The sequence below is a fragment of the Streptomyces sp. NPDC088246 genome, from assembly GCF_044741025.1.
In the GTDB taxonomy this organism is placed as follows: Bacteria; Actinomycetota; Actinomycetes; order Streptomycetales; family Streptomycetaceae; genus Streptomyces.
Map to the genome: position 1 here is coordinate 251,390 of NZ_JBIURV010000005.1, position 23,823 is coordinate 275,212.

Genomic DNA, 23,823 nt, shown 5'->3' on the forward strand with positions numbered 1-23,823 from the left:
CGTCGTGACGGTCGTGGCAGTCTGGCACTTATGTGCGGACGGTATGCAGCGAGTCGGCGGCCCGAGGATCTGACCGGACTTTTCCAGGTCGAGAAGTGGGAACCGGCGGAGACCTTGGCGCCCGATTGGAACGTGGCGCCGACCAAGGAGGTCTACGCCGTACTGGAACGTCCTGTGAAAGACGCAGATGATCAGCGTCCGGTTCGCCAGCTGCGCGCCCTGAAATGGGGGCTCGTACCGTCGTGGGCGAAGTCCCCCGAGGGTGCCGCACGCCTGATCAACGCCCGTGCGGAGACTGTCCACGAGAAGCCGTCCTTCCGCCGCCCCTTCGTCTCCCGGCGCTGCATCCTGCCCGCGGACGGCTACTACGAGTGGGTCACCGGTGCGGATGAGCGGCAGCTGGAGGAGAAGGGGAAGAAGAAGCGGCCGCGCAAGCAGCCCTACTTCGTGACACCCGCCGACGGATCGGTCTTCGCGATGGCCGGACTGTACGAGTTCTGGCGCGACCGGACACTGCCGGACGATCATCCGATGGCCTGGTGGGTGACCTGCTCGGTGATCACGACCGAGGCGGAGACCACCCCGCTCGCCGTCGCCCCTGCCGAGGGCCCGGCCGCACTCGCCGACATCCACCCCCGGATGCCGCTGATGCTGACCCCGGACCGGTGGGACGCCTGGCTCGACCCGTCGCGCACCGACATCGAGGAGCTGAAGGGGCTGCTCACACCGCCGCCGGGCGGGCTGATGCGGGCCTATCCGGTGGCCACGGCCGTCAGCAACGTCCGAAACAACGGTCCCGAGCTGCTGGAGGAGCTGGCCGCGCCGGAAGCGAACACGCTCTTCTGAGCCTCCTGTGACCGGGCAGGATGGGGTGCGTGAGTACTGCAGAGACAGGCCGCAGGGCCGAGACGGTCGACACGGAGGCCGGGCCGGCCAGGATCACCTGGCTGCCCGCCGAGAACGCGAAGAACGCACGCCTGGTGCTCGCGGTCGGCCATGGCGCGGGTGGCGGCATCGAGACCCGCGACCTGCGCGCCCTGGCCGCCGCGCTGCCCGCCCACGGGGTGACCGTCGCCCTCGTGGAGCAGCCGTGGCGGGTCGCCGGCAAGAAAATCGCGCCCGCCCCGAAGACCCTGGACACCGGATGGCGGGGCCTGTGGCCCGCGCTCACCGCCGCGGGGCTGCCCGTCGTCGCGGGAGGGCGCAGCGCAGGGGCACGGGTGGCCTGCCGTACGGCGGCGGAGCTCGGCGCCCATGCCGTCCTCGCGCTCAGCTTTCCGCTGCATCTGCCGGGGAAGCCGGAGAAGTCCCGCAAGGACGAGCTCCTCGGGTGCGGAGTACCCACGCTCGTCGTGCAGGGCGGCAATGACCCGTTCGGGCGGCCCGCCGAGTTCCCTCCGGGGGAGTACGAGATCACCGAGGTGCCGTACGGCGACCACGGGTTCGCCGTACCGAAGAAGTCCGGCCTGACCGAGGATCAGGCGATGGAGATCCTCACCGCCGCCGTGACCGCGTGGCTGTCCACCCTCGTCTGACGTACGCCCCTGCGGGTGGGGCCGGTCACAGCCACGGCGGCGGCCCGGGCACACCCCCGGGAATGTTGAGCGAGGGGCCACTGTTGTGGCTGACATCGGTACATCAACGTCGTACGTGGAGAGGGAGTCCGTCGCATGGGTTCGACCATCTGCCCGCGCCGCTCGAACGCCGCTGACCTGGAGTGGACGGTCCTGCATGCGGCCAAGACCACTCCCGAGCGGGCACTGAGCGGATCGGATCGACAGCCCGTCTCGAAGCAAGGTCGACTATTCTCCGATTCGAGCGGGTCCGGTTTCGGCTCCGCCACAGCGTTGGAGGAGGTGGGTCCGGTCACTGGGACCGACACAGGGACCGACGACGGCCGCGCACAGGAGACGACTGCCGAGCGCAACGCGCGCTTCGAGCGGGACGCTCTCGGTTTCCTCGACCAGATGTACTCGGCCGCGCTGCGCATGACGCGCAACCCCGCAGACGCCGAGGACCTGGTCCAGGAGACGTATGCCAAGGCGTACGGATCCTTCCACCAGTTCCGTGAGGGCACCAACCTCAAGGCGTGGATGTACCGCATCCTCACCAATACGTTCATCAACTCGTACCGCAAGAAGCAGCGCGAACCTCAGCGCAGCGCCGCCGAGGAGATCGAGGACTGGCAGCTGGCGCGCGCCGAGTCGCACATGTCGACCGGTCTGCGCTCCGCGGAGTCGCAGGCTCTCGACCACCTTCCCGACTCGGATGTGAAGTCCGCTCTGCAGGCGATCCCCGAAGAGTTCCGCATCGCCGTGTATCTCGCCGATGTAGAGGGCTTTGCCTACAAGGAGATCGCGGACATCATGGGGACTCCCATCGGTACGGTGATGTCCCGACTGCACCGGGGCCGCCGCCAACTGCGCGGCATGCTGGAGGACTACGCCCGTGAGCGCGGGCTCGTCCCGGCCGGTGCCGGAGAGTCGGACGATCGGAAAGGCTCGGGCTCATGAGCTGCGGAGAGCCGCACGAGACGGACTGCTCAGAGGTCCTCGATCATCTCTACGAGTTTCTCGACCACGAGATGCCCGACAGCGACTGCTCCAAGTTCGAGGTGCACTTCGAGGAGTGCTCCCCGTGCCTGGAGAAGTACGGCCTGGAACAGGCCGTCAAGAAGCTGGTGAAGCGCTGCTGCGGCCAGGACGACGTGCCCACCGATCTGCGCTCGAAGGTGATGGGCCGGATCGACCTGATCCGCTCGGGGCAGGCAGTGCCCGAGCAGGACGTGACGGCGTCGGAGACCGGTCAGCCGACCGTCGCCAAGGAGTGACTCCCGGCGGCCGTCACTCGTAGCCGCGCCCCGTACCGCCCGCGTCCCGCGCATATCACCCGAATGTGCTAATCGGGCTCATCGACGCTCGACGGGAAACACAACTCGCTAGCCTGGCGCCTTCATTGACCATGTTGGGGGGCGAGCGGGGCGGGTGGGAGCCACACGCGGGACGGCGCGCGCGTACATTCTGACGGCCGCGGTCGGCGCCCTGTCATGTGTGCTCCCCGCGCTGGGAACGGGCGCCGGGACCCCGTGGGCCACCGTCGGACTGCTCACCGGGCTCTATCTGGTCTGTGAACTCCCCGGGCGCTGCCCCTTCTTCGGCAGCTCCGTGCCGATCGGCCCCGGATCGTTCTTTCCGCTGCTGCTCGCCGCCGCCTTTCTGCTGCCGCCGGCCGCGGCCGCCCTGGTCGCGATCCCCGGATCACTCGTCGGCCCGGTGGAGGCCCCGCCCGCCACCGCACGGCGTGTCTGGCGGACCGCGCAGCTCGCCGTCACCGTCTGGGCGGCCTCGTCCGTACACGGTCTGCTCGGCGGCGCCGCCACGCTCGGCGGCACCGGCACCGGTACCGGCCCCGGCCGGCTCCCCGACCTCCCGTACGCCCTGCTGCCCGCCTGTGTCGCCGTCCTGGTCTTCAGTCTCGTCCTGACCGTTCTGGACGGTTCCATCCTGGTCGCGGCCGAACGGCTGCCCGTCCGGCGTGCCTGGAGCGGACTGCTGTCCCGCTCGCTGGGACCGCATCTGGTGCACGGCCTCGCAGGGCTGATGATGGCCGTCCTGTGGCGCGGTCCGTACGGGCCGCTGTCCGCGCTCATCGTCCTGCTGCCGATGTACATCTCCTGCTGGGTCTTCGCCCAGTACCACCGCGAGCACGCCGCCCACCGCGCCACCATCAGGGCACTGGTACAGGCAGTCGACATCAAGGACACGTACACCCGCGGCCACAGCGAACGGGTCGGGCAGGCCTGCGTCCTCATCGCCCGCGAACTGGGCATGGACCAGGGCCGGCTGGAGGTTCTCCGGTTCGCCGGCATCCTGCACGACGTGGGCAAGCTCGGCGTCCCCACCCGGGTGCTCCGCAAGGACGGACCGCTCACCCCTCAGGAGCGGCGGGTGATCGAACTGCATCCGGAGTACGGGCACGAGATCGTCCGCGGCATCGGCTTCCTCGGCGAGGCGCGGGCCGCGATCCTGCACCACCACGAACGGCTCGACGGCAGCGGCTACCCGTACGGGCTCAGAGGGCGGGAGATCCCCGAGTTCGCACGGGTCGTCGCGGTGGCGGACGCCTTCGACGCGATGACGTCGACCCGGTCGTACCGGCGGGGGAGGCCGGTGCCCGCGGCGCTGGAAGAGCTGAAGCGGTGTGCGGGTACGCAGTTCGATCCGCAGATGGTGCGGGCGTTGGTGCGGGCGGTGGACCGGCACGGGTGGTCGGCGGCGACAGTGGTGGTGACGGCGGACGAGGCGATGTGGCGGCCGCGGAGGGAGGCGGCGGGCGGGGGTGCCGGGGCCGTCCGGGGACTGGTCCGTCCTCAGCCGCCGGACGGCCCCGGCAGCCCCGGTCCGCAGCCGTCCGCGGACCGGGGCCGATGACCCGGGCCGGGTCGCGGTTGCCCCCCGTCGTCCTCGCCGTCCGCGGCGCAGCTGCGATGCTCGCCGTCGCCGGGCTGGGCCACACCCTCTGGGACGGTGTCCACGAACCCGGACACGCCCTCGCCTTCGGGGTGCTCATCACCGTCGGTGAACTGGCCCGCTGGGGCGCGCTGCCCGGCGAGCGCGAGCCCGCGCCGCTCGGAGCCGCCGGCGCACTCGCGTACGCCCTCCTCGGCCGCAGCGGCGGCGCACCCACCACCCACGGCGTCCTCCAGGTGGTAGCCGTACTCGTCGCGGCACTGCTCGTCGCCTGTGTGCCCCATGTGGCACGCGGCAGCGGACCCGCGCCCGACCGGGTGGCCCGCCGCATCCTGACCGTCACCTTCGCCGCCGTGTGCTTCCAGCCGCTGTACAACTCCGGCCGCACCGCGGACTGGTTCGGCGAAGGCCCGTACTACGTGCTCTTCATGCTCCTGCTCCTCGCCCTGACCGCCCTGTGCGACGCCGTGCTCGCCGCCCTGCTGCTGCGCTCGCGCACCGTCCCCCATGGCTTCAAGAGCATGGGAGGCACCCCCCTCCCGTACGGGCCGCTGCTCCGCGACGAGCTGCGCGCCCTGATCGGCATCGGCTCGGCGGTCTGCGCGACCGGGGTCGTGATGGCCCTCGGGGTCGCCGTCGCCGGGCTGTGGGCGCTGCCCGTCCTGTGCGTACCGCTGCTGCTGACCCAGGTCTCGTTCCGCCGGTTCGTCGCCGTGCGCACCACCTACCGGCAGACGATCACCTCGCTCGCCCGGTCCACCGAGATCGCCGGATACACCCTGCACGGGCATGCCCGCAGGGTCGCGGTACTCTGCACGGCCGTCGGGCGTGAGCTGGGGCTCTCCGGGAGCGAGCTGACCGTGCTGGAGTACGCGGCCCTGATGCACGACATCGGCCAGCTCTCCCTCGTCGACCCGGTCCCGGACGGAGCGACGGCCACCCTGCCCGCCGCCGAGCAGCGACGCATCGCGCTGCTCGGAGGGGCCGTCGTCCGGCAGACCGGGGTGGACACCGAGGTTGCCGTCGTGGTGGAACGGCAGGCCGACCCCTATCGCGAGCAGCCGTTGTCCGCCAGGATCGTCAGGGTCGTGAACGCATACGACGACCTCTCCGGGGAAAGTCTCATCGGGCCGCTGGGTGCGCTGGAACAACTCAGGCTCGGTACCGGTCACGACTATCAGCCCGAGGTCGTGGAATCCCTGGCAAGGGTCCTGGCCAGGGGCGGTCCGACCCCCGTTCTGCCTGGGTAACCCATGGGTAATGAGCGGGTGTCCGGCCCGGCATGGTTGGATGCGAAGAAGAGTGGAAAACGAGGGTGTCCAGTCGGGACAGGCGGGAATCGTGAGGATCTTCGGGAAGGTACGGCATCGGCCCTCCGCCTCTTGGCGGCAGGCCACGGACCGCGCGTTCACGCTGATCGGCGACGGCCGGTACGAGGACGCGGGCGCGCTGCTGACACGTGCGGCGGACCTGGAACCCTGGCTCTCCGAGTCGTGGTTCAACCTGGCACTGCTGCACAAATTCCGGCACGACTGGGAACAGGCGAGAGCCGCCGGCCTGAGAGCCGTCGCGCTGCTCGACAAGGAATCCGGTGCTCCCGACTGGTGGAACGTCGGGATCGCCGCCACCGCACTGCAGGACTGGCCGCTGGCGCGCAGGGCCTGGCAGGCGTACGGCCTCAAGGTGCCGGGCGCGGGCCAGTACACCTCGGCGGCCAACAGCGAGCCGGTCGGCATGGAGCTGGGCAGCGCCGCGGTACGGCTGTCGCCGGAGGGCGAGGCCGAGGTCGTCTGGGGCCGCAGGCTCGATCCGGCCCGGACGGAAGTGCTCTCCATCCCGCTGCCGTCGTCCGGCCGCCGCTGGGGCGAGGTCGTCCTGCACGACGGCGTGCCGCACGGAGAGCGGGTCACCGCAGCCGGCCCCTCGTACCCCGTCTTCGACGAGATCGAGCTGTGGGCGCCGTCCCCCGTACCCACCTGGGTCGTGCTGCTCGAAGCGGCCACCGAGGCGGACCGGGACGCCCTGGAGCAGCTGGCGTCCGACGCCGGGTTCGCCGCCGAGGACTGGTCGTCCTCCGTGCGGCTGCTCTGCAGGGCCTGCTCGGAGAGCCGGATGGAGAGCGACGAGGGCGACGGCGAGCACCTGGACCCGCACGACCACAGCGAGCCGGGGCATCCGGGCCCGCTGGGGCACCGCACCGCCGGTGAGCTGTGGGTGCCCGAGCGCGAGTGCGGGATAGCGGCACCGGCCGGGCTGGTGCGCGGACTGCTGGACGGCTGGGTGGCGGACAGCCCGGACAGCCGTGAGTGGCGGGATCTCGAAGAAGTCTGCTGATCGGTGCCCGTAGGCTGTACGGGCACCGATCGCGGTGCTCGGGTGCCCGGGACCCGGTCCATCGGACGTCCGGGTTTCAGGTTTTGAGGAAGGCGTACGGCGGACATGGCGCAGCAGGAGACGGACGAGCAGATCAGCGTCGACGACGAAGGCTTCGTCGTGGACACCGAGGACTGTGAGGCGCGCGAGGCGGCACATCGTGAGCGCGGCACCTCCCGTCCGATCACGGTCGTGGGCAACCCGGTGCTGCACAAGGAGTGCAAGGACGTCACCGAGTTCGACGACGAGCTGGGCCGGCTGATCGACGACATGTTCACGAGCCAGCGGACGGCGGAGGGCGTGGGTCTTGCCGCCAACCAGATCGGCGTCGATCTGAAGGTCTTCGTCTACGACTGCCCGGACGACGACGGTGTGCGGCACGTGGGCGCCGTCTGCAACCCGGTGCTGGAGGAGCTGGCGCCCGAGAACCGGGTCCTGGACGACTCCAACGAGGGCTGCCTCTCCGTCCCGACGGCGTACGCCTCGCTGGCCCGCCCGGACTACGCGGTGGTCCGCGGGCAGGACGCCAAGGGCAACCCGGTCAAGATCCGCGGCAACGGCTACTTCGCCCGCTGCCTCCAGCACGAGACGGACCACCTGTACGGATACCTGTACATCGACCGGCTCTCGAAGCGGGACCGCAAGGACGCGCTGCGGCAGATGGCGGAGAACACACCGCGCTACGAGACCGTGCCGAACGACTGAGCATCCGGTTGCCACCGGGCGGGCCCGGTCTCCCTTGCGAGGGCGGCCCGGGCCCGCCGTTTCCGCCCCTCGGCGGACCGTCAACTGCCGTTGTTCCATGCGTAGTTGACGCGCGTCGACTCGTCCGACAAGCTCTCTCACCACATCTCCGTCATGGTAGGGAGCCTCCATGCTCAGACGCACCGCACGACTCCTGCTGGGTCTTGTCATGGCCATGGCTTTCGCCTTGGGCGGGGCCGTGGTGACCGCCGGCACCGCACAGGCCGACGGCTGCTACACCTGGACCCGCACACTGTCCCCCGGCGCCACCGGCAATGACGTCGTCCAGCTCCAGATACGGGTGGCCGGCTACCCCGGCTACAACTCCGTGCTCGCCGTCGACGGCTCCTACGGGCCGGCCACCACCGCCGCCGTCAAGCGCTTCCAGGCCGCCTACGGCCTCGCCGCCGACGGCATCGCGGGCCCGGCCACCCAGGCCAAGATCTATGAGCTCCAGGACAACGACTGCACCCCGGTCCACTTCACCTATGCCGAGCACAACCAGTGCAATACGACCTGGGCGGGTGGTGCCGTCGCGGCGGGCACGGCGAAGGCCAATGCCCTGAGCACCATGTGGAAGCTGGAGGCGCTGCGGCACGCGCTCGGTGACCAGTCGATCCGGATCACCAGCGGCTTCCGCTCCACCTCCTGCAACAGTGCGGTCGGCGGCGCGTCCAACAGCCGTCATCTGTACGGGGACGCCGCCGATCTCGGCGCCGGACCGCACGCCCTGTGCACCCTCGCCAAGGAGGCCCGCAACCACGGCTTCAACGGGATCCTCGGCCCGGGCTACCCGGACCACGGCGACCACGTCCACGTCAACCAGGGCCCCAGCCACTTCTGGGCGGCGCCGAACTGCGGCATCTGACACACAAGGGGCCCCGTACGCCGGTCCGTCCCGAACCGGCGTACGGGGCCCTTCCGCGCGCCGCGTCAGGCGGTCTTCGCCGTCAGCCGCGCCGAGCCCGTCGTCCGGAGTTTGGCACGATCCTCGCCCGGTCGGTGAGCGTGAACCCGCCCTGGCATCCCCGCCATTCACGCAGCGTGAGCAGCACCTCGGGCGGGGCCACGGCCGCCGAGTGCCCTCGCATTTTGCGCGTCGCGGGGGCCGTGGTCCATGGACAGGTGTGCGCAATGGCTGGGCGAATGATTGGGCCTCAGGTCCGTTATGGATCAGGCCACTTCGGTCATAGTGCTCGGGCCGCGGAAGGTGCGACGGTACGCATTTGGAGTGGTGCCCAACGATCGTACGAACTGATGGCGCAGCGCGGCGGCAGTTCCGAAGCCGGTGCGACCGGCGATCGTGTCCACCGTCTCATCGGATGTCTCCAGTAGATGCTGCGCCAGAAGCACCCGCTGGCGGAGCAGCCAGCGGTACGGAGTGGTGCCCGTCTCCTGCTGGAAGCGACGGGCGAAGGTGCGCGGCGACATGTGCGCCTGTACGGCGAGCTGTTCGACGGTCATCTCCTGATCGAGGTGGCGCTCCATCCAGGCCAGCGTCTCGCCGACCGTGTCGCACCGGGTGCGGGGCAGCGGCCGCTTGATGTACTGCGCCTGCCCGCCGTCCCGGTGCGGCGGCACCACCATGCGGCGGGCGATCGCGTTGGCGACATCGGGGCCGTACGCCTGCCGGACCAGATGCAGACAGGCGTCGATCCCGGCCGCCGTACCGGCCGATGTGATGACCGGGCCCTCGTCCACGTACAGCACATCGGGTTCGACGACGGCCCGCGGGAAGCGGCGGGCCAGCTCCGAGGCGTGGCGCCAGTGGGTGGTGCAGCGGCGCCCGTCCAGCAGTCCGGCCGCGCCGAGCACATACGCGCCGGAGCAGACGCTCAGCACGCGTGCACCCCGCTCCACCGCCCGGCGCAGGGCGTCGAGGATCTCTTCGGGGTAGTCCCGCTCGATGAAGTGGCTGCCGGCCGGCACGGCGATGAGGTCGGCCTCGTCCAGACGGTCGAGGCCGTGCGGCGTACTGATGGTGAACCCGGCATGGGTCTGCAGCACCGGGCCCTCGGCGGAGACCACGGCGAAATCGTGGACCGGCAGGCCCTCGTCGCTGCGGTCGAGGCCGAAGACCTCGCACAGCACGCCGAGCTCGAAGGGGTGGACCTCGTCGAGCAGCAGGGCGGCCACATTGTTCAGCATGAAGCCAGTGTGGCAGTAATTCGATGGTCTATGACAGTCCTGCCACTGCCGGAATCCGTCCGCGCGGACGAGAGTAGAGCCATGAACGCATTCCTGAACGTCCTGGGCATAACAGCACTTATCGCTCTCGTCCTGCTGACCACCCTCGCCGGGCTCGCCCGGGAGCGCCGCATCGACCGCGAGCTGCGGGAAGCGGAACGGGAGCGGAGGGAGGCACCCCCGGAAACGGCGGACGCCGCGCAGCCGGTGACGGCTGCGCGGCGCCCCTACCTCAGAAGCTGGGCCAGGATCTAGAAGTCGTCGTCGAAGGCGACCGAGCCCTCCACCGCCACCTGGTAGGCGGACGGCCGACGCTCGAAGAAGTTCGTCAGCTCCTGCACGCCCTGCAGCTCCATGAACGAGAACGGGTTCTCGGAGCCGTAGACCGCCGGGAAGCCCAGCCGGGTGAGCCGCTGGTCGGCCACACACTCCAGGTACTGGCGCATGGACTCGGTGTTCATGCCCGGCAGCCCGTCGCCGCACAGATCCCGGCCGAACTGCAGCTCCGCGTCGACAGCCTCCTTCAGCATGTCGGTGACCTGCTGCTGGAGCTCGTCGTCGAAGAGGTCCGGCTCCTCCTTGCGAACGGTGTCCACGACCTCGAACGCGAAGTTCATGTGCATCGTCTCGTCACGGAACACCCAGTTGGTGCCCGTGGCGAGCCCGTGCAGCAGACCCCGCGAGCGGAACCAGTAGACGTACGCGAACGCGCCGTAGAAGAACAGACCCTCGATGCACGCCGCGAAGCAGATCAGGTTCAGCAGGAAGCGACGGCGGTCGGCCTTCGTCTCCAGCCGGTCGATTTTCTCGACCGAATCCATCCACTTGAAGCAGAACCGCGCCTTCTCACGGATGGACGGAATCTCCTCGACCGCGTCGAACGCGGCGGCACGGTCGTCCGGGTCGGGCAGATAGGTGTCCAGCAGCGTCAGATAGAACTGGACGTGCACGGCCTCCTCGAAGAGCTGCCGCGACAGATACAGGCGCGCCTCGGGGGAGTTGATGTGCTTGTACAGCGTCAGCACGAGGTTGTTGGAGACGATCGAGTCGCCCGTCGCGAAGAACGCGACGAGCCGGCCGATCATGTGCTGCTCGCCGGGGGAAAGCTTGGCGAGGTCGGCGACGTCGGAGTGGAGGTCGACCTCCTCCACCGTCCAGGTGTTCTTGATCGCGTCGCGGTAGCGCTCGTAGAAGTCCGGGTAGCGCATGGGGCGCAGGGTCAGTTCGAAGCCGGGGTCGAGCAGGTTCTTCTCGGAGTTGGTGGAGCTCATCACTGACAGGCCTCGCAGGACTCGGGGTTTTCGAGGGAGCAGGCGATCGCGTCCGCGTCGGGAGTCTGGGCCTGCTGCACGGGAATGGGGGCGGCGGCCCCGGCCCGGCCGGAGGCCGCACGGGCGATCCGGGTCGCCGGGCGCGAGCGCAGGTAGTACGTCGTCTTCAGCCCCTGCTTCCAGGCGTACGCGTACATCGAGGAGAGCTTGCCGATCGTCGGCGTCTCCATGAACAGGTTCAGCGACTGGCTCTGGTCGAGGAACGGCGTACGGGCTGCCGCCATGTCGATCAGACCGCGCTGCGGGATCTCCCACGCCGTGCGGTACAGCGCCCGCACATCCTCCGGGATCCAGGCGAAGCCCTGCACGGAGCCGCTCGCCTCGCGCAGTGCCTCACGGGTCCGCGCGTCCCACACGCCGAGCTGCTTCAGCTCATCCACCAGATATGCGTTGACCTGGAGGAACTCACCGCTGAGCGTCTCGCGCTTGAAGAGGTTGGAGACCTGCGGCTCGATGCACTCATAGACACCTGCGATCGACGCGATCGTCGCCGTCGGCGCGATGGCGAGCAGCAGCGAGTTGCGCATCCCGGTCTTCGCGACCCGGGCGCGCAGCGCGTCCCAGCGCTCCGGCCAGTTCAGCTCGGTGTCGTAGTGGTCGGGGTGCAGCACACCGCGCGCGGCACGCGTCTGTGACCACGCGGGCAGCGGGCCGGAGCGCTCGGCGAGCTCGCAGGACGCCTCGTACGCCGCGAGCATGATCCGCTCGGAGATCTTCGTGGAGAGCGCGCGGGCCTCGGGGGAGTCGAACGGCAGCCGCAGCTGGAAGAAGACGTCCTGCAGACCCATCGCACCCAGGCCGACGGGGCGCCACTTCGCATTGGACCGGCCGGCCTGCTCGGTCGGGTAGAAGTTGATGTCGACGACCCGGTCGAGGAAGGTCACGGCGGTGCGGACGGTCGCGTCCAGCCGCTCCCAGTCGATGCCACCGTCGGCGACGAACGCACCGAGGTTGACCGAACCCAGGTTGCAGACGGCCGTCTCGCCGTCATCGGTGACTTCGAGGATCTCGGTGCACAGATTCGACGAGTGGACGACGCGGCCCGGCTCGGCGGTCTGGTTCGCGGTCCGGTTGGAGGCGTCCTTGAACGTCATCCAGCCCTGGCCGGTCTGCGCGAGGGTACGCATCATCCGGCCGTACAGTTCACGGGCCGGCATCGACTTGCGGGCCAGCCCCTTGGCCTCGGCTGCCCGGTACGCGGCGTCGAACTCGTCGCCCCACAGGTCGACCAGCTCGGGCACATCGGCGGGCGAGAACAGCGACCAGTCGCCGTCCGCGTCGACCCGGCGCATGAACTCGTCCGGGATCCAGTGCGCCAGGTTGAGGTTGTGCGTACGCCGCTGGTCCTCACCCGTGTTGTCGCGCAGCTCCAGGAACTCCTCGATGTCCGCGTGCCAGGTCTCCAGGTAGACGGCGGCGGCGCCCTTGCGGCGGCCGCCCTGGTTGACCGCGGCGACGGAGGCGTCGAGCGTCTTCAGGAACGGCACGATGCCGTTGGAGTGCCCGTTGGTGCCGCGGATCAGTGAACCGCGGGCGCGGATGCGGGAGTACGAGAGACCGATTCCGCCCGCGTGCTTGGAGAGCCGCGCCACCTGGTGGTAGCGGTCGTAGATCGAGTCGAGCTCGTCGAGCGGGGAGTCCAGCAGATAGCAGGAGGACATCTGCGGATGCCGGGTGCCCGAGTTGAACAGGGTCGGCGAGGACGGCAGGTAGTCGAGCCGGCTCATCAGCCCGTACAGTGCCGCGACTTCGTTCAGGGCACGCTTCGAGTTGTCCTCGGCGAGCCCGGCCGCGACGCGCAGCATGAAGTGCTGCGGTGTCTCGATGATCTGGCGGGTGTGCGGGTGGCGCAGCAGATAGCGGCTGTGCAGGGTCCGCAGCCCGAAGTAACCGAAGCGGTCGTCGGCGTCGTCGGCGAGCGAACGCTCCACCAGCGCGTCGAGTGCGGCCGCGTGCAGCGCGACGAACTCGGCGGTACGGTCCGCGATCAGGCCCTCGCGGTGCCCGACGGCGACCGAGGCGGAGAAGGAGACCGCGCCCTGGCCCGCCGCCTCGTCCGCGATGGTGCGGGTCAGCAGCCTGGCCGCGAGCCGGGAGTAGGCGGGGTCCTCGGAGATCAGCCCCGCGGCGGCCTCCGTTGCCAGCGAGCGCAACTCCGCCGCGTCCGACCGGGCGCTACGGCCGCGCAGCGCGGCGGCGGCGACGCGACCGGGGTCGGTGTCGGGCAGATCGACGGTGAGGTCGGTCAGGGTCCGCAGCAGTGCGGTCCCCGGTCCGTCGTGTGCGGTTCCCTCGGACTCGGCCGCTTCGGACACGGCGACTGAAGCCGGATCGGCTGGCGCGATGGTCACGTGGTGCTCTCCCTCGCTCGGCTCGGGGCCGGCGGGGAGCGGGGCAGCCGGGCAGAGGCGGGCCCGCGTCGGGGCAGCACTCATTACGGCGTCCACCGGCCCATCCGCGAGGCCCGGACGTCTGGCATCCGGTTCGGTCGAGCCGGATGCGCTGTCGGCAGGTCCTCGGACTTACTTGAGGGTGCGCAAAAGCACACCGAATACACCGTTGCGGGACAGTTCCGGATTCGCACCGGATTTCCCTGCGGCGACAGCGAGCACGAGCATACATGTGGGGGCCGTCCGATGAGACAGCCCCCACATGTTGTGTCGCGCAACGGAATTCGGAACGCGCGTACGGCCCGCCGCTGAGCGCACGGACGGCCCGCCGCGCCCCGCTGGAGGGGCCTCGACGGGCCGTCGTACGGCTGTGGGAGCGGTCGTCAGTGGCCGCCGCCCGGGGCCCCCGCAGTGGCCGGCGGGAGCTCCACCTGGACGCCCTTGTCGCCCGCGTCGGCCGTGTAGTCGGCCGGGGAGGTCTCGTCGATACCGGCGGGTGCCTTCACGGCGTTCAGGGCGAAGGTGAGCACCACCGTCACCACCACGTTCAGCACGAACGCGGTCAGGCCGATGTAGCCGATCTCGCCGATGCCCGGGATCTCCTTGGACGACCCGCCGAAGTGCGCCTGGGTCGGGCTGGCGACCCCGTACGCGGCCACCGTCCCGTACACCATGCCGACCGCCCAGCCCGCGAGCAGTGCCCAGCGGTGGAACCAGCGGGTGAACAGGCCGCCGACCAGGGCCGGCATCGTCTGGAGGATCCAGATGCCGCCGAGCAGCTGGAAGTTGATCGCGACCGTCTTGTCCATGGTGAGGACGAAGGCGAGCGCGCCGACCTTCACCAGCAGCGACACCAGTTTGGAGACCTTGGTCTCCTGTTCCGGGGTCGCGTCCGGCTTGAGGAAGTCCTTGTAGATGTTGCGGGTGAAGAGGTTCGCCGCGGCGATCGACATGATCGCGGCGGGCACCAGAGCGCCGATGCCGATGGCGGCGAACGCGACCCCTGCGAACCAGTCGGGGAACATGTTCTCGAACAGCTGGGGGATGGCCAACTGCCCGTTGTCCACCTTGATCCCGGCGGCGATCGCCATGAAGCCGAGCAGTGCCAGCAGGCCCAGCATCAGCGAGTACAGCGGCAGGATCGTGGTGTTGCGCCGGATCACATTGCGGCTGCGGCTGGATAGCGTCGCCGTGATCGAGTGCGGATACATGAACAGCGCCAGCGCCGATCCCAGCGCCAGTGTGGCGTAACCCCATTGGCCCGCTTCACCCGGCGCGAGCGCGCCACGCGGCTTGCCGGTTGCCGGGTTGGTCTGGGAGAACGCATCGCCCGCCTTGGCGAAGATGTCGTCGAAGCCGCCGAGCTTGATCGGGATGTAGATGATCGCCACCACGATGACCAGGTAGATCAGTCCGTCCTTGACGAACGCGATCAGCGCCGGCGCCCGCAGACCGGACGAGTAGGTGTACGCGGCGAGCACCGCGAACGCGATCAGCAGCGGCAGGTCCTTGACGAACCAGTGGGTGTTCTCTCCACCGCCCACGCCCATCACGTCCAGCACGGCCTGGATGCCGACGAGTTGGAGCGCGATGTACGGCATCGTGGCGAGGATGCCCGTGACGGCGACCGCCAGCGAGAGCCCCTTCGAGCCGAAGCGCCCGCGGACGAAGTCCGAGGTGGTCACGTACCCGTGCTTGTGCGAGACCGACCACAGCCGAGGCAGGAAGGTGAAGATCAGCGGGTACACGAGGATGGTGTACGGCACTGCGAAGAAGCCTGCCGCGCCCGCCGCGTAGATCGCCGCGGGCACGGCGACGAAGGTGTACGCGGTGTACAGGTCGCCGCCGAGCAGGAACCAGGTGACCCAGGTGCCGAACGAACGTCCGCCCAGGCCCCATTCGTCGAGGCTGGCGTCGTTCTCGGCCTTCCGCCAGCGCGCCGCCAGGAAGCCCATGACCGTGACGGCCAGGAAGAAGAAGATGAAGACGCCGAGCGCGACGCCGTTCACGCCGTCCTTCATGCCGACGCACCCCCCTTGCGGGCGCGCTGGTCACGCTGCCACAGCTTGTACGCGATCATCGTGAGCGCGGTGGAGATCAGCACCCAGAGCATCTGGTACCAGTAGAAGAACGGAATGCCGATGAAGGTGGGGTCCACCTTCGCGTATGAACTCACCCAGAGCATCGCCACGAACGGCGCGATGAGACAGAGGGCGATGACCACCCGCACGGGTGTGACGGTGGGTGGTTTTCCTTCTGGGCCTGCTGGCATGCGGCGACTCCGTCCCCTCGCTGATCACCTGGTCGATGCGCACGAAATCTAGGGGAGGCTTCCGGCCATCGTCATCCCCTGTCCGCATCGCGGTCCGGCAACGGTGATGCATCGGTAGGTATCACGGGGGCGGGCCCACCCCGGTTCACCCCGGCGGGCAGATTCTGTCGAGCAAGCGTGCGAACCCCGAACGATGATGTGGCACGGGTCGCTTCGCTCGCGAAAAGCCGCGGCGAGTGGCGGGTTGGTGTGGACCTTTCCTTGGCTGTGGTCCAACCGGCGGGCGCCGGCGTTTGCGATGTCCTCGCCGGCCCTGGCCGCACCGGCCGGCTTTACGGGGGGAAGGGCTGCCCGTCCTCCTGCTGCAACACGGACTCTGCGGGGGTCCGGTGGCAGCGGTTCCTGGAGAAGGAGTTCATTGCTGCCAACGGTTTCCGGTACGGCCAGTACAAGGTCTACAAGATTGTTTCCGACCGTCAGGTCTATGTGGACACCACGGAGTACCGCTGCGCCTGAGGGTGGGTGCGTGGCACTGACCGGCCCCTGCTCCGCGGACCGGGGTCCGCGGAGCAGGGGCCCCTGCGTGATCAATATGTCTAGTCCGTGGGCCGCTTGAGTCGCGCCACGAACTTGTACCGGTCGCCGCGGTACACCGAGCGCACCCATTCCACCGGCTCGCCCCGCCCGTCGAGCGAGTGCCGGGACAGCATCAGCATCGGCAGGCCCACGTCCGTGCCGAGCAGTCCGGCTTCGCGCGGGGTGGCGAGCGAGGTCTCGATGGTCTCCTCGGCCTCGGCCAGTCGTACGTCGTACACCTCCGCCAGTGCTGTGTAGAGCGAGGTGTACTTCACCAGCGAACGGCGCAGCGCGGGGAAGCGTTTGGCCGAAAGGTGGGTGGTCTCGATCGCCATCGGCTCCCCGCTGGCGAGCCGCAGCCGCTCGATCCGCAGCACTCGGCCGCCGGCGGTGATGTCGAGCAGACCGGCGAGCGTGTCATCGGCCGTGACGTAGCCGATGTCCAGCAACTGGGATGTCGGTTCCAGGCCCTGGGCGCGCATGTCCTCGGTGTAGGAGGTGAGTTGCAGGGCCTGTGAGACCTTCGGCTTGGCGACGAAGGTGCCCTTGCCCTGGATGCGCTCCAGCCGGCCCTCGACGACCAGCTCCTGGAGCGCCTGACGCACGGTCGTGCGCGAGGTGTCGAACTCGGCGGCCAGGGTCCGCTCGGGCGGCACAGGGGTGCCCGGCGGCATGGTGTCCGTCATGTCGAGGAGATGTCGCTTCAGCCGGTAGTACTTCGGTACGCGCGCCGTCCGCGTGGTCGCGCCCGTCTCGTTCTCCGTACTGCCCCCGTCGGCACCCATGGCCCGCCTTCCCGACTGCTGCGTTGCTGCCGTCACCGGCTCCTCCGTCTGTCGCGGCTCACATGGTGGCACGGTCCGGTCACGACTCGTCGCCCCCCCTCAGGTGTCGGTCCTGTAACGGACGCGAGTGCACTTCTTATACACCCTTGACACCCCAAAAGGTCTAGGCCAAGCTCCCGGTACTGGTCTAAACCATTAAAGACCAGGTCCCAGCCCCAGCAGTACTCGTCGACGGTCTTCGCGGTGGGGAGGGGTTGCAGCATCCCTGAGGAGGGTGGCGTGAAGCGCAAGCTCATCGCGGCGATCGGCGTCGCGGGCATGTTGGTCTCGATCGCAGCGTGTGGTTCGAACGACGACAAGACTTCGTCCAAGGACCCGAAGGACCGTAAGGAGACGCTCACCGTCTGGCTGATGTCGGACGCGCAGAGCACCTGGCCCGAACTGGTCAAGGATGTCAACAGCCAGTTCAAGGCGAAGTACCCCAACGTCAAGGTCAATGTCCAGTACCAGACGTGGGCGGACAAGGCCAAGAAGCTCGACGCCGCTCTGGCCGGTGACAAGTTCCCGGACGTCGTCGAGCTCGGTAACACCGAGACCATGACGTACATCCTCAACGGGGCTCTCGGCGAGATCGACCCGAAGAAGTACGAGAACTCGGACACCTGGATCAAGGGTCTGAAGGACACTTGTGCCTTCGAGGGCAAGCAGTACTGCGTGCCCTACTACGCGGGCGCCCGCGTAGCGATCTACAACAAGGACATGTTCAAGGCCGGCACCGGCAAGGACACCCTCCCCGCCACGCAGGACGAGTTGACCGCCGCGCTCGACAAGATCGGCACGAAGTACGGCAAGGACAAGGCGTTCTCGCCGCTGTACCTGCCGGGTCGGTACTGGTACGCCGCGATGTCCTATGTCGCAGCCGAGGGCGGCCGGATAGCCAAGTACGACGAGGGCAAGAAGGAGTGGAAGTCCACCCTCTCCACCCCCGAGGCCCAGAAGGGCATCACGGACTTCGTCGAGCTGGTCAAGAAGTACAACCACGGAGACAAGACCAAGGACGAGGCGGACCACGCCAACGTCATGGCCAACGAGAAGACCGCGCTTCTCTACGGCAACGGCTGGGAAGCCGGCAGCGTCGTCGACTCCAAGGCGAACGGCAACCCGAAGCTGGAAGGCAAGATCGCCACGGCGGGTATGCCCGGCCCGAACGGCAAGGCCCTCCCGTCCTTCATCGGCGGCTCCGACCTGGCCACCATCTCCAAGTCCAAGATCCAGGATCTCGGCGAGGAGTGGATCTCGATGTTCACCAGCGAGAAGTCCGAAGAAGTGCTCGCTTCCAAGAACATCCTTCCGAACAACACCAAGCAGCTTGAGCCGCTGAAGGCCAAGCCGGAGACCGCGGCCATCGCCAACGCCGTGCCGGACGCCTGGTTCACGCCGATCGCCCCGGGCTGGACGGCGATCGAGAAGAAGGAAACGCTCGAGATCATGCTGCTCGACATCATCAAGGGCAAGTCGGTCGCGGATGCCACGAAGGCGGCCGACGCGGAGATCGACTCGATGATCAACAAGGAGTCCTGAGCCTCCGGCTCACGGAATTCGAGCCGGTGAGTTTATGAACCATCGACTCAAATGATCATCTGCGGGGGTGGCAGTCCGAAAGGAGCTGCCATCCCCGTCCTCCGGTACCAGGTCCGAACGGAAGGCCAGCACAGTGAGTGCCGCCGATATGAAAGCAGCCGACCCGCCGGTGTCCGTCCCGCGGGCCCCTGAGGGGACGCAACCTCAGCCTGCGAAGAACGTGAATCGTCCACGGCGGAAGGCCGGCGCTCTGCTGCCGTACCTCCTGATAGCTCCGGCGTTCATCGCGATCGCCGCCGTGTTCGTCTGGCCCTTCATCAAGACGGTCATCATGTCCTTCCAGGACGTGGGCCGCCGTGAGCTGTGGTCGGGAGATGCCGCTCCGTGGGTGGGCTTCGACCAGTTCACCAACATCCTCGGAGACGGCGAGTTCTGGAACGTCGTCCTGCGGACCATCGTCTTCATGGTCGTCTGCGTCGCCGCGACCATGGCCGTCGGCCTGGGCCTCTCCATGCTCATGCAGCGGATGTCCACGTGGGTACGGCTCCTGCTGACCGCCGCGCTGGTCGCCGCCTGGTCCATGCCGCTCCTCGTGGCCACCTCCATCTTCCGGTGGTTCGCGGACTCCGACTACGGCGTCCTGAACATGGTGCTGACCAAATACTTCGGGATCGACGCACAGGGCCACAACTGGTTCCTGGACCCCAAGCAGGGCTTCGTCATCATCGGTGCGGTGGTGGTCTGGGGCGCTGTTCCCTTCGTCTCCGTGACCCTGTACGCCGCGCTGACGCAGGTTCCCAAGGAGCTCGAAGAAGCCGCCTCGCTCGACGGAGCCGGCACCTTCGGCGTCTTCCGCTTCGTCACCTGGCCCGTCATCAAGCCGGTCTTCCAGATGGTCGCCACCCTGTCCGTGCTCTGGGACTTCAACGTCTTCGGCCAGATCTTCCTGATGCGCGGCAACAAGCCGGAACCCGAGTACTCCGTCCTCGGTATCTACTCGTTCGAGAAGGCATTCGAGTCCAACTCGTTCAGCCAGGGCGCCGCCATCTCACTCATCACGGTCCTGCTGCTGTCCGGCGTCGCCGTGTACTACCTGCGCCAGCTGCTCAAGATCGGAGAGGTCGAGTGAGTACCTCCACCCCCCAGGTCCTCCGCCCGGACCGCAAGAAGCACCGCATCGGCTACAACATCGCGGGTCTCGTCGCCTTCGTGCTGATGGCGTTCCCGGTCTACTGGCTGATCGTCAGCTCCCTGCGGCCCAACGCCGAGATCCGCAGCTACGACCAGACGCTCTGGCCGACGTCGATCACCTTCGACAACTTCTCCCGGGCCATCAAGCAGCCGAACTTCGGTACGGCCATCGAATCCAGCCTCATCGTGTGCGGCGTCGCCGTCCTCGGCGGCATGCTGCTGGCCACGATCGCGGCGTTCGCCATCGGCCGCTTCCGCTTCCGCGGGCGCAAGTTCTTCATGATCGTGCTGCTCGTCGTCCAGCTGCTGCCCCCGACGGCCATGCTGATCCCCATCTACATCCAGCTCAACGACCTCGGCGGACTCAACGAGTACTGGGGCGTCATCGTCATCTACCTCGTCTCCACCCTGCCGTTCGCGACGTGGATGATCCGCGGCTTCGTGATCAACATTCCGCAGGAACTCGAAGAGTCGGCCATGGTCGACGGCTGCAGCCGGATGGGAGCGTTCTGGCGCGTCACCTTCCCCCTGCTGGCCCCCGGCCTCGCCGCTGCGTCCATCTTCTCGCTGATCACGGCCTGGAACGAGTACCTGCTCGCCTACGTCGTGCTGCAGGACAACGACAAATACACGCTCAACGTGTGGCTGATGAACTTCACCACCTCGCGAGGCATCGACTACGGCGCGCTGATGGCGGCTTCGACGCTGATCGCCATCCCGGTCGTGGCCTTCTTCCTGCTGGTCCAGAAGTACATGGCGACCGGCCTCACCTCCGGCGCCGTGAAGGGATAACGCCACTCCATGACCACCCTGATATCCACCACGGACACCGTCACCCGCGACGCTCTCGCCGTCCTGCAGCCCGGCTTCACCGGTACCACCGCCCCGGACTGGGTGCTGCGCAGGGTCGACGAAGGCCTCGCCTCCGTCGCGCTGTTCGGCCGCAACATCCAGACGGCCGAGCAGGTTGCCGCGCTCACGGCCCGGCTCCGGGCCGAGCGCGACGACCTTCTCGTCGCGATCGACGAGGAGGGCGGTGACGTCACCCGCCTCGAGGTGCGTACCGGCTCCTCCTTCCCCGGCAACCTCGCGCTCGGCCAGGTCGACGACGTGGCGCTGACCCGCGCGGTCGCCCAGGAGCTGGGCCGCCGGCTCGCCGAGTGCGGCGTCAACCTCAACTGGGCGCCGTCCGCGGACGTCAACTCCAACCCGGATAACCCGATCATCGGCGTGCGGTCCTTCGGCGCCGACACCGAGCTCGTGGCCCGGCACACCGCCGCGTACATCGAGGGCCTCCAGGCCGCCGGAGTCGCCGCCTGCACCAAGCACTTCCCCGGGCACGGCGACACCGCGATCGACTCGCACCACGCGATGCCGCGCATCGACGTGGACCTGGAGACGCTGCACGCCCGTGAACTGGTGCCCTTCCGGGCGGCCATCGCCGCGGGTTCCAAGTGCGTGATGAGTGCGCACATTCTGCTGCCCGCCCTCGACCCGGACCGCCCCGCGACGGTGAGCCCGCAGATCCTCACCGGTCTGCTGCGCGAGGAGCTGGGGTACGACGGCCTGATCGTCACCGACGCCGTGGAGATGCAGGCCATCGCCGGGACGTACGGCATCGAGCGCGGCTCCGTCCTCGCGATCGCCGCGGGAGCCGACGCCCTGTGCGTCGGTGGCGGCCTGGAGGACGACGGCACGGTGCAGCGGCTGCGCGACGCGCTGGTCGCGGCGGTGCGCAGCGGTGAACTCGCCGAGGAGCGGCTCGCGGACGCGGCCGCACGGGTGCGCGCCCTCGCGTCCTGGACACGGGGGGCCGGGGGAGCCGGTTCGCAGCCGGGTGCGGCAGCGCAGGGGGGGACCGCGCCCGGCACCGGGATCGGTTCCGCCATCGGCCTGGTCGCCGCCCGCCGCGCGGTGAAGGTGACCGGCTCCGCCGAGCCGCTGACCGACCCCGCTTACGTTGCCGCGTTCACCTCCGCGTCGAACATCGCGGTCGGCGACGAGACCCCGTGGGGCGTCGCCGCGGAGCTGGGCCGTCTGCTGCCGGGCACGGAGACCGACACGTACAGCAGCGAGACCGAGGCACCCGTCGCCGCGGTGCTGCGGGCCGCGGGGGAGCGGCGCATCGTCGTGGTCGTCCGCGACGCCCACCGCCATGCCTGGATGGCCGAGGCCCTCGACGCCCTGGTGGCGGAGCGTCCCGACACAGTCGTGGTCGAAATGGGCGTCCCGCAAGCGGCCCCCAGGGGCGCCCTGCACATCGCCACCCACGGCGCGGCCCGCGTCTGCGGCCTCGCGGCCGCGGAGATCATCGCCAGGGGTACGAACCGCCGCCAGGCCTGACAGCAGGGCGTGATGCGGCACGAAGGGCCGCATCACGCCCTGCCCCACCCCCGGCCGGCTCAACGCCCGTTCAGATGGACGGGCGTTGCCGTACGAACCATCCGAGCCGCCCGGGCGACTCAAGCTGCTCCGGCAACTCCAGCCCTCCCCGCGTTCGAGGACACCCCGTCCACCCGGACACGCCGCCCCACGGCGCGAGGGCCGGATCAAGTCCGTCCGGCGATTGAGGACAAGCACGTCCGCAGGACGCGTAACGGCATACGAGAGGGCCGGGGCACCCACCAAGGGTGCCCCGGGCCCTCTTCTCGCGTCCGGGACGACTAAAGACCCTGCCACAGCGGCTTCGCCGCATACGTGGCGCGGAAGTAGTCCGCCAGCCTCAACTTCGACGCCGCCGCCTCGTCCACCACCACCGTCGCATGCGGATGCAACTGCAGCGCCGACGCGGGCACGATCGAGGCCACCGGCCCTTCGACCGTCTGCGCCACGGCGTCCGCCTTGCCCTCGCCGGTGGCGAGCAGGATCGGGTGGCGGGACTCCAGGATGGTGCCGATGCCCTGCGTGATCACGTGGTGCGGCACCTGCGTGATGTCGTTGTCGAAGAAGCGCGCGTTGTCGATCCGGGTCTGCTCGGTGAGCGTCTTGATCCGGGTACGGGAGGCGAGCGAGGAGCACGGTTCGTTGAAGCCGATGTGCCCGTCGGTACCGATGCCGAGGAGCTGCAGGTCCACCCCGCCGGCCTCGGCGAGCGCCTTGTCATATGCCTGGCAGGCGGCCAGGACGTCCTCGGCGGAGCCGTCGGGGCCCATGAAGGACGCCTCGGACAGGCCGAGCGGTTCGACGACCTCGCGCAGCACCACGGAGCGGTAGGACTCGGGGTGGCCCGCCGGCAGCCCGACGTACTCGTCGAGCTGGCAGATGCGGGCGCGCGAGGCGTCCACGGCACCGGAGCGGACCTTGGCCGCCAGCGCCTGGTAGATGGGCAGCGGGGTAGAGCCGGTGGCAACGCCGAGAAGGGCGTCGGGCTTGCGGCTCAGCAGCGCGCCGATGGCCTCCGCGATGAGTTCGCCGCCTGCCTTGGCGTCCGGGACGATGACAACTTCCACGCGGGGCCTGCCGATCTGAAGAGTTGAATCATGTGGTATAGACCAATCAGGGTCCAATCTAGCAGAGCCGGATGGAGACCAGTTGCATCCCGGCTCTCTCCTGCTCCGGCGCCGATCCGCCGCGCGGCCCGCTCGCCATGGTCGACAACATCTCCCCGGTGATCGCGGTCGTCACGGACGGCCGGGGCGGCCAAGCCCTCCAGTCCGTCCTGGACCGCCTGTGAGGCCGTGGTGCGGACCTGTTCGCGGTCAGCCCGAAGGCCCAGGTGGAGGCGGCGTCAGTGGGCGTCGTGCTGCCGACGGCGGGGGGTGCCGAAGAGGTACGGCCGATCCTGGAGGTCCTGCCGCTGCAGATGCTGGCGTACGAGGCGACGATCGCCCGCGGTCAGGACCAGGACGCGCCGCGCGCGCCGGCTGAGAGCCTGTCGGGTGACCTCCGATCGGATAGCGGACGCGGTCTGGTGCGTGCGATTCC

22 protein-coding genes, 1 pseudogene and 1 riboswitch are annotated in these 23,823 nt (G+C 68.9%); of the genes and pseudogenes, 16 read left to right on the forward strand and 7 right to left on the reverse strand.

Annotated elements, in window-relative coordinates; translation table 11 throughout:
- Positions 1-30: 30 nt before the first annotated feature.
- From ACIPEK_RS10425 to ACIPEK_RS10465, 9 genes are all read left to right on the forward strand, one after another.
- Positions 31-846, forward strand: a complete 816-nt coding sequence (locus tag ACIPEK_RS10425; protein WP_401993292.1) for an SOS response-associated peptidase — start codon at positions 31-33, stop codon at positions 844-846.
- A 20-nt stretch (positions 847-866) separates the two neighbouring features.
- Entirely contained in the window at positions 867-1,535 is a 669-nt protein-coding gene (locus ACIPEK_RS10430) for an alpha/beta family hydrolase (protein ID WP_401993295.1), read from the forward strand.
- Positions 1,536-1,856: 321 nt separating this feature from the next.
- Positions 1,857-2,513: a sigma-70 family RNA polymerase sigma factor gene (locus ACIPEK_RS10435; RefSeq protein WP_189273941.1), complete on the forward strand. Its 657-nt coding sequence runs from the start codon at positions 1,857-1,859 to the stop codon at positions 2,511-2,513.
- Complete coding sequence (gene rsrA / locus ACIPEK_RS10440) at positions 2,510-2,830, forward strand: mycothiol system anti-sigma-R factor (RefSeq protein WP_114246548.1); 321 nt, start codon at positions 2,510-2,512, stop codon at positions 2,828-2,830. Before ACIPEK_RS10435 ends, rsrA begins: the two co-directional genes overlap by 4 nt.
- 154 nt (positions 2,831-2,984) lie before the next feature.
- A complete protein-coding gene (locus ACIPEK_RS10445; RefSeq protein ID WP_401993298.1) occupies positions 2,985-4,430 on the forward strand; it encodes an HD-GYP domain-containing protein in 1,446 nt (481 codons plus the stop codon).
- Positions 4,427-5,719 carry an HD-GYP domain-containing protein gene (locus ACIPEK_RS10450; RefSeq protein ID WP_401993301.1) on the forward strand — a complete coding sequence of 431 codons (1,293 nt, stop codon included), beginning with the start codon at positions 4,427-4,429 and terminating at the stop codon, positions 5,717-5,719. The genes ACIPEK_RS10445 and ACIPEK_RS10450 overlap by 4 nt, the downstream gene beginning before the upstream one ends.
- Positions 5,720-5,810: 91 nt before the next feature.
- The gene (locus tag ACIPEK_RS10455) at positions 5,811-6,803 is read left to right on the forward strand and encodes a tetratricopeptide repeat protein (protein ID WP_401993304.1); all 993 of its coding nucleotides are present in this window, start codon (positions 5,811-5,813) and stop codon (positions 6,801-6,803) included.
- Positions 6,804-6,908: 105 nt separating this feature from the next.
- Positions 6,909-7,547 (forward strand): peptide deformylase, encoded by a 639-nt coding sequence (gene def / locus ACIPEK_RS10460; protein WP_401993307.1) that lies wholly within the window; start codon positions 6,909-6,911, stop codon positions 7,545-7,547.
- Between the two features lie 169 nt (positions 7,548-7,716).
- Positions 7,717-8,454, forward strand: a complete 738-nt coding sequence (locus ACIPEK_RS10465; RefSeq protein WP_401993309.1) for a D-Ala-D-Ala carboxypeptidase family metallohydrolase — start codon at positions 7,717-7,719, stop codon at positions 8,452-8,454.
- Between the two features lie 305 nt (positions 8,455-8,759).
- On the opposite strand, the gene ACIPEK_RS10470 is transcribed toward ACIPEK_RS10465, so the two are convergent.
- Positions 8,760-9,734, reverse strand: coding sequence for a GlxA family transcriptional regulator (locus tag ACIPEK_RS10470; RefSeq protein WP_401993312.1), 975 nt, complete (start codon positions 9,732-9,734; stop codon positions 8,760-8,762).
- 81 nt (positions 9,735-9,815) lie between these two features.
- On the opposite strand from ACIPEK_RS10470, the gene ACIPEK_RS10475 reads away from it, so the two are divergent.
- On the forward strand, positions 9,816-10,028 hold the full coding sequence (locus ACIPEK_RS10475; RefSeq protein ID WP_401993315.1) for a hypothetical protein: 213 nt from the start codon (positions 9,816-9,818) through the stop codon (positions 10,026-10,028).
- Here ACIPEK_RS10475 and ACIPEK_RS10480 read toward each other — a convergent pair.
- From ACIPEK_RS10480 to ACIPEK_RS10495, 4 genes are all read right to left on the reverse strand, one after another.
- The gene (locus ACIPEK_RS10480; RefSeq protein ID WP_401993318.1) at positions 10,025-11,044 is read right to left on the reverse strand and encodes a ribonucleotide-diphosphate reductase subunit beta; all 1,020 of its coding nucleotides are present in this window, start codon (positions 11,042-11,044) and stop codon (positions 10,025-10,027) included. The two genes, ACIPEK_RS10475 and ACIPEK_RS10480, sit on opposite strands and share 4 nt — an antisense overlap.
- Positions 11,044-13,455: a ribonucleoside-diphosphate reductase subunit alpha gene (locus tag ACIPEK_RS10485; RefSeq protein ID WP_401993321.1), complete on the reverse strand. Its 2,412-nt coding sequence runs from the start codon at positions 13,453-13,455 to the stop codon at positions 11,044-11,046. Before ACIPEK_RS10485 ends, ACIPEK_RS10480 begins: the two co-directional genes overlap by 1 nt.
- Before the next feature lie 138 nt (positions 13,456-13,593).
- A riboswitch (cobalamin riboswitch) is annotated at positions 13,594-13,735 on the reverse strand.
- Between the two features lie 142 nt (positions 13,736-13,877).
- Positions 13,878-15,515 (reverse strand): monocarboxylate uptake permease MctP, encoded by a 1,638-nt coding sequence (gene mctP, locus ACIPEK_RS10490; RefSeq protein ID WP_401993324.1) that lies wholly within the window; start codon positions 15,513-15,515, stop codon positions 13,878-13,880.
- Complete coding sequence (locus ACIPEK_RS10495) at positions 15,512-15,766, reverse strand: DUF3311 domain-containing protein (protein ID WP_093900524.1); 255 nt, start codon at positions 15,764-15,766, stop codon at positions 15,512-15,514. The genes mctP and ACIPEK_RS10495 overlap by 4 nt, the downstream gene beginning before the upstream one ends.
- 261 nt (positions 15,767-16,027) lie before the next feature.
- Here ACIPEK_RS10495 and ACIPEK_RS10500 point away from each other — a divergent pair, with 261 nt between their 5' ends.
- Positions 16,028-16,282 carry a hypothetical protein gene (locus ACIPEK_RS10500; protein ID WP_401993328.1) on the forward strand — a complete coding sequence of 85 codons (255 nt, stop codon included), beginning with the start codon at positions 16,028-16,030 and terminating at the stop codon, positions 16,280-16,282.
- 80 nt (positions 16,283-16,362) lie between these two features.
- Here the strand turns inward: ACIPEK_RS10500 and ACIPEK_RS10505 are convergent, their stop codons facing one another.
- A complete protein-coding gene (locus tag ACIPEK_RS10505; RefSeq protein ID WP_327372104.1) occupies positions 16,363-17,127 on the reverse strand; it encodes a GntR family transcriptional regulator in 765 nt (254 codons plus the stop codon).
- A 279-nt stretch (positions 17,128-17,406) separates the two neighbouring features.
- On the opposite strand from ACIPEK_RS10505, the gene ACIPEK_RS10510 reads away from it, so the two are divergent.
- The 4 genes from ACIPEK_RS10510 (at position 17,407) to ACIPEK_RS10525 (ending at position 22,242) form a co-directional block, all read left to right on the forward strand.
- A complete protein-coding gene (locus ACIPEK_RS10510) occupies positions 17,407-18,708 on the forward strand; it encodes a sugar ABC transporter substrate-binding protein (protein WP_401993331.1) in 1,302 nt (433 codons plus the stop codon).
- 133 nt (positions 18,709-18,841) lie between these two features.
- Positions 18,842-19,837, forward strand: coding sequence for a carbohydrate ABC transporter permease (locus ACIPEK_RS10515; protein ID WP_383074217.1), 996 nt, complete (start codon positions 18,842-18,844; stop codon positions 19,835-19,837).
- Entirely contained in the window at positions 19,834-20,691 is an 858-nt protein-coding gene (locus tag ACIPEK_RS10520) for a carbohydrate ABC transporter permease (RefSeq protein ID WP_383074219.1), read from the forward strand. The genes ACIPEK_RS10515 and ACIPEK_RS10520 overlap by 4 nt, the downstream gene beginning before the upstream one ends.
- Before the next feature lie 9 nt (positions 20,692-20,700).
- Positions 20,701-22,242 carry a glycoside hydrolase family 3 protein gene (locus tag ACIPEK_RS10525; protein ID WP_401993335.1) on the forward strand — a complete coding sequence of 514 codons (1,542 nt, stop codon included), beginning with the start codon at positions 20,701-20,703 and terminating at the stop codon, positions 22,240-22,242.
- Between the two features lie 320 nt (positions 22,243-22,562).
- On the opposite strand, the gene nagB is transcribed toward ACIPEK_RS10525, so the two are convergent.
- A complete protein-coding gene (gene nagB, locus ACIPEK_RS10530) occupies positions 22,563-23,348 on the reverse strand; it encodes a glucosamine-6-phosphate deaminase (protein ID WP_389983172.1) in 786 nt (261 codons plus the stop codon).
- A 71-nt stretch (positions 23,349-23,419) separates the two neighbouring features.
- Here nagB and ACIPEK_RS10535 point away from each other — a divergent pair.
- A pseudogene (locus tag ACIPEK_RS10535) lies at positions 23,420-23,767 on the forward strand (glucosamine-6-phosphate deaminase); the annotation flags it as partial.
- Positions 23,768-23,823 lie beyond the last annotated feature (56 nt).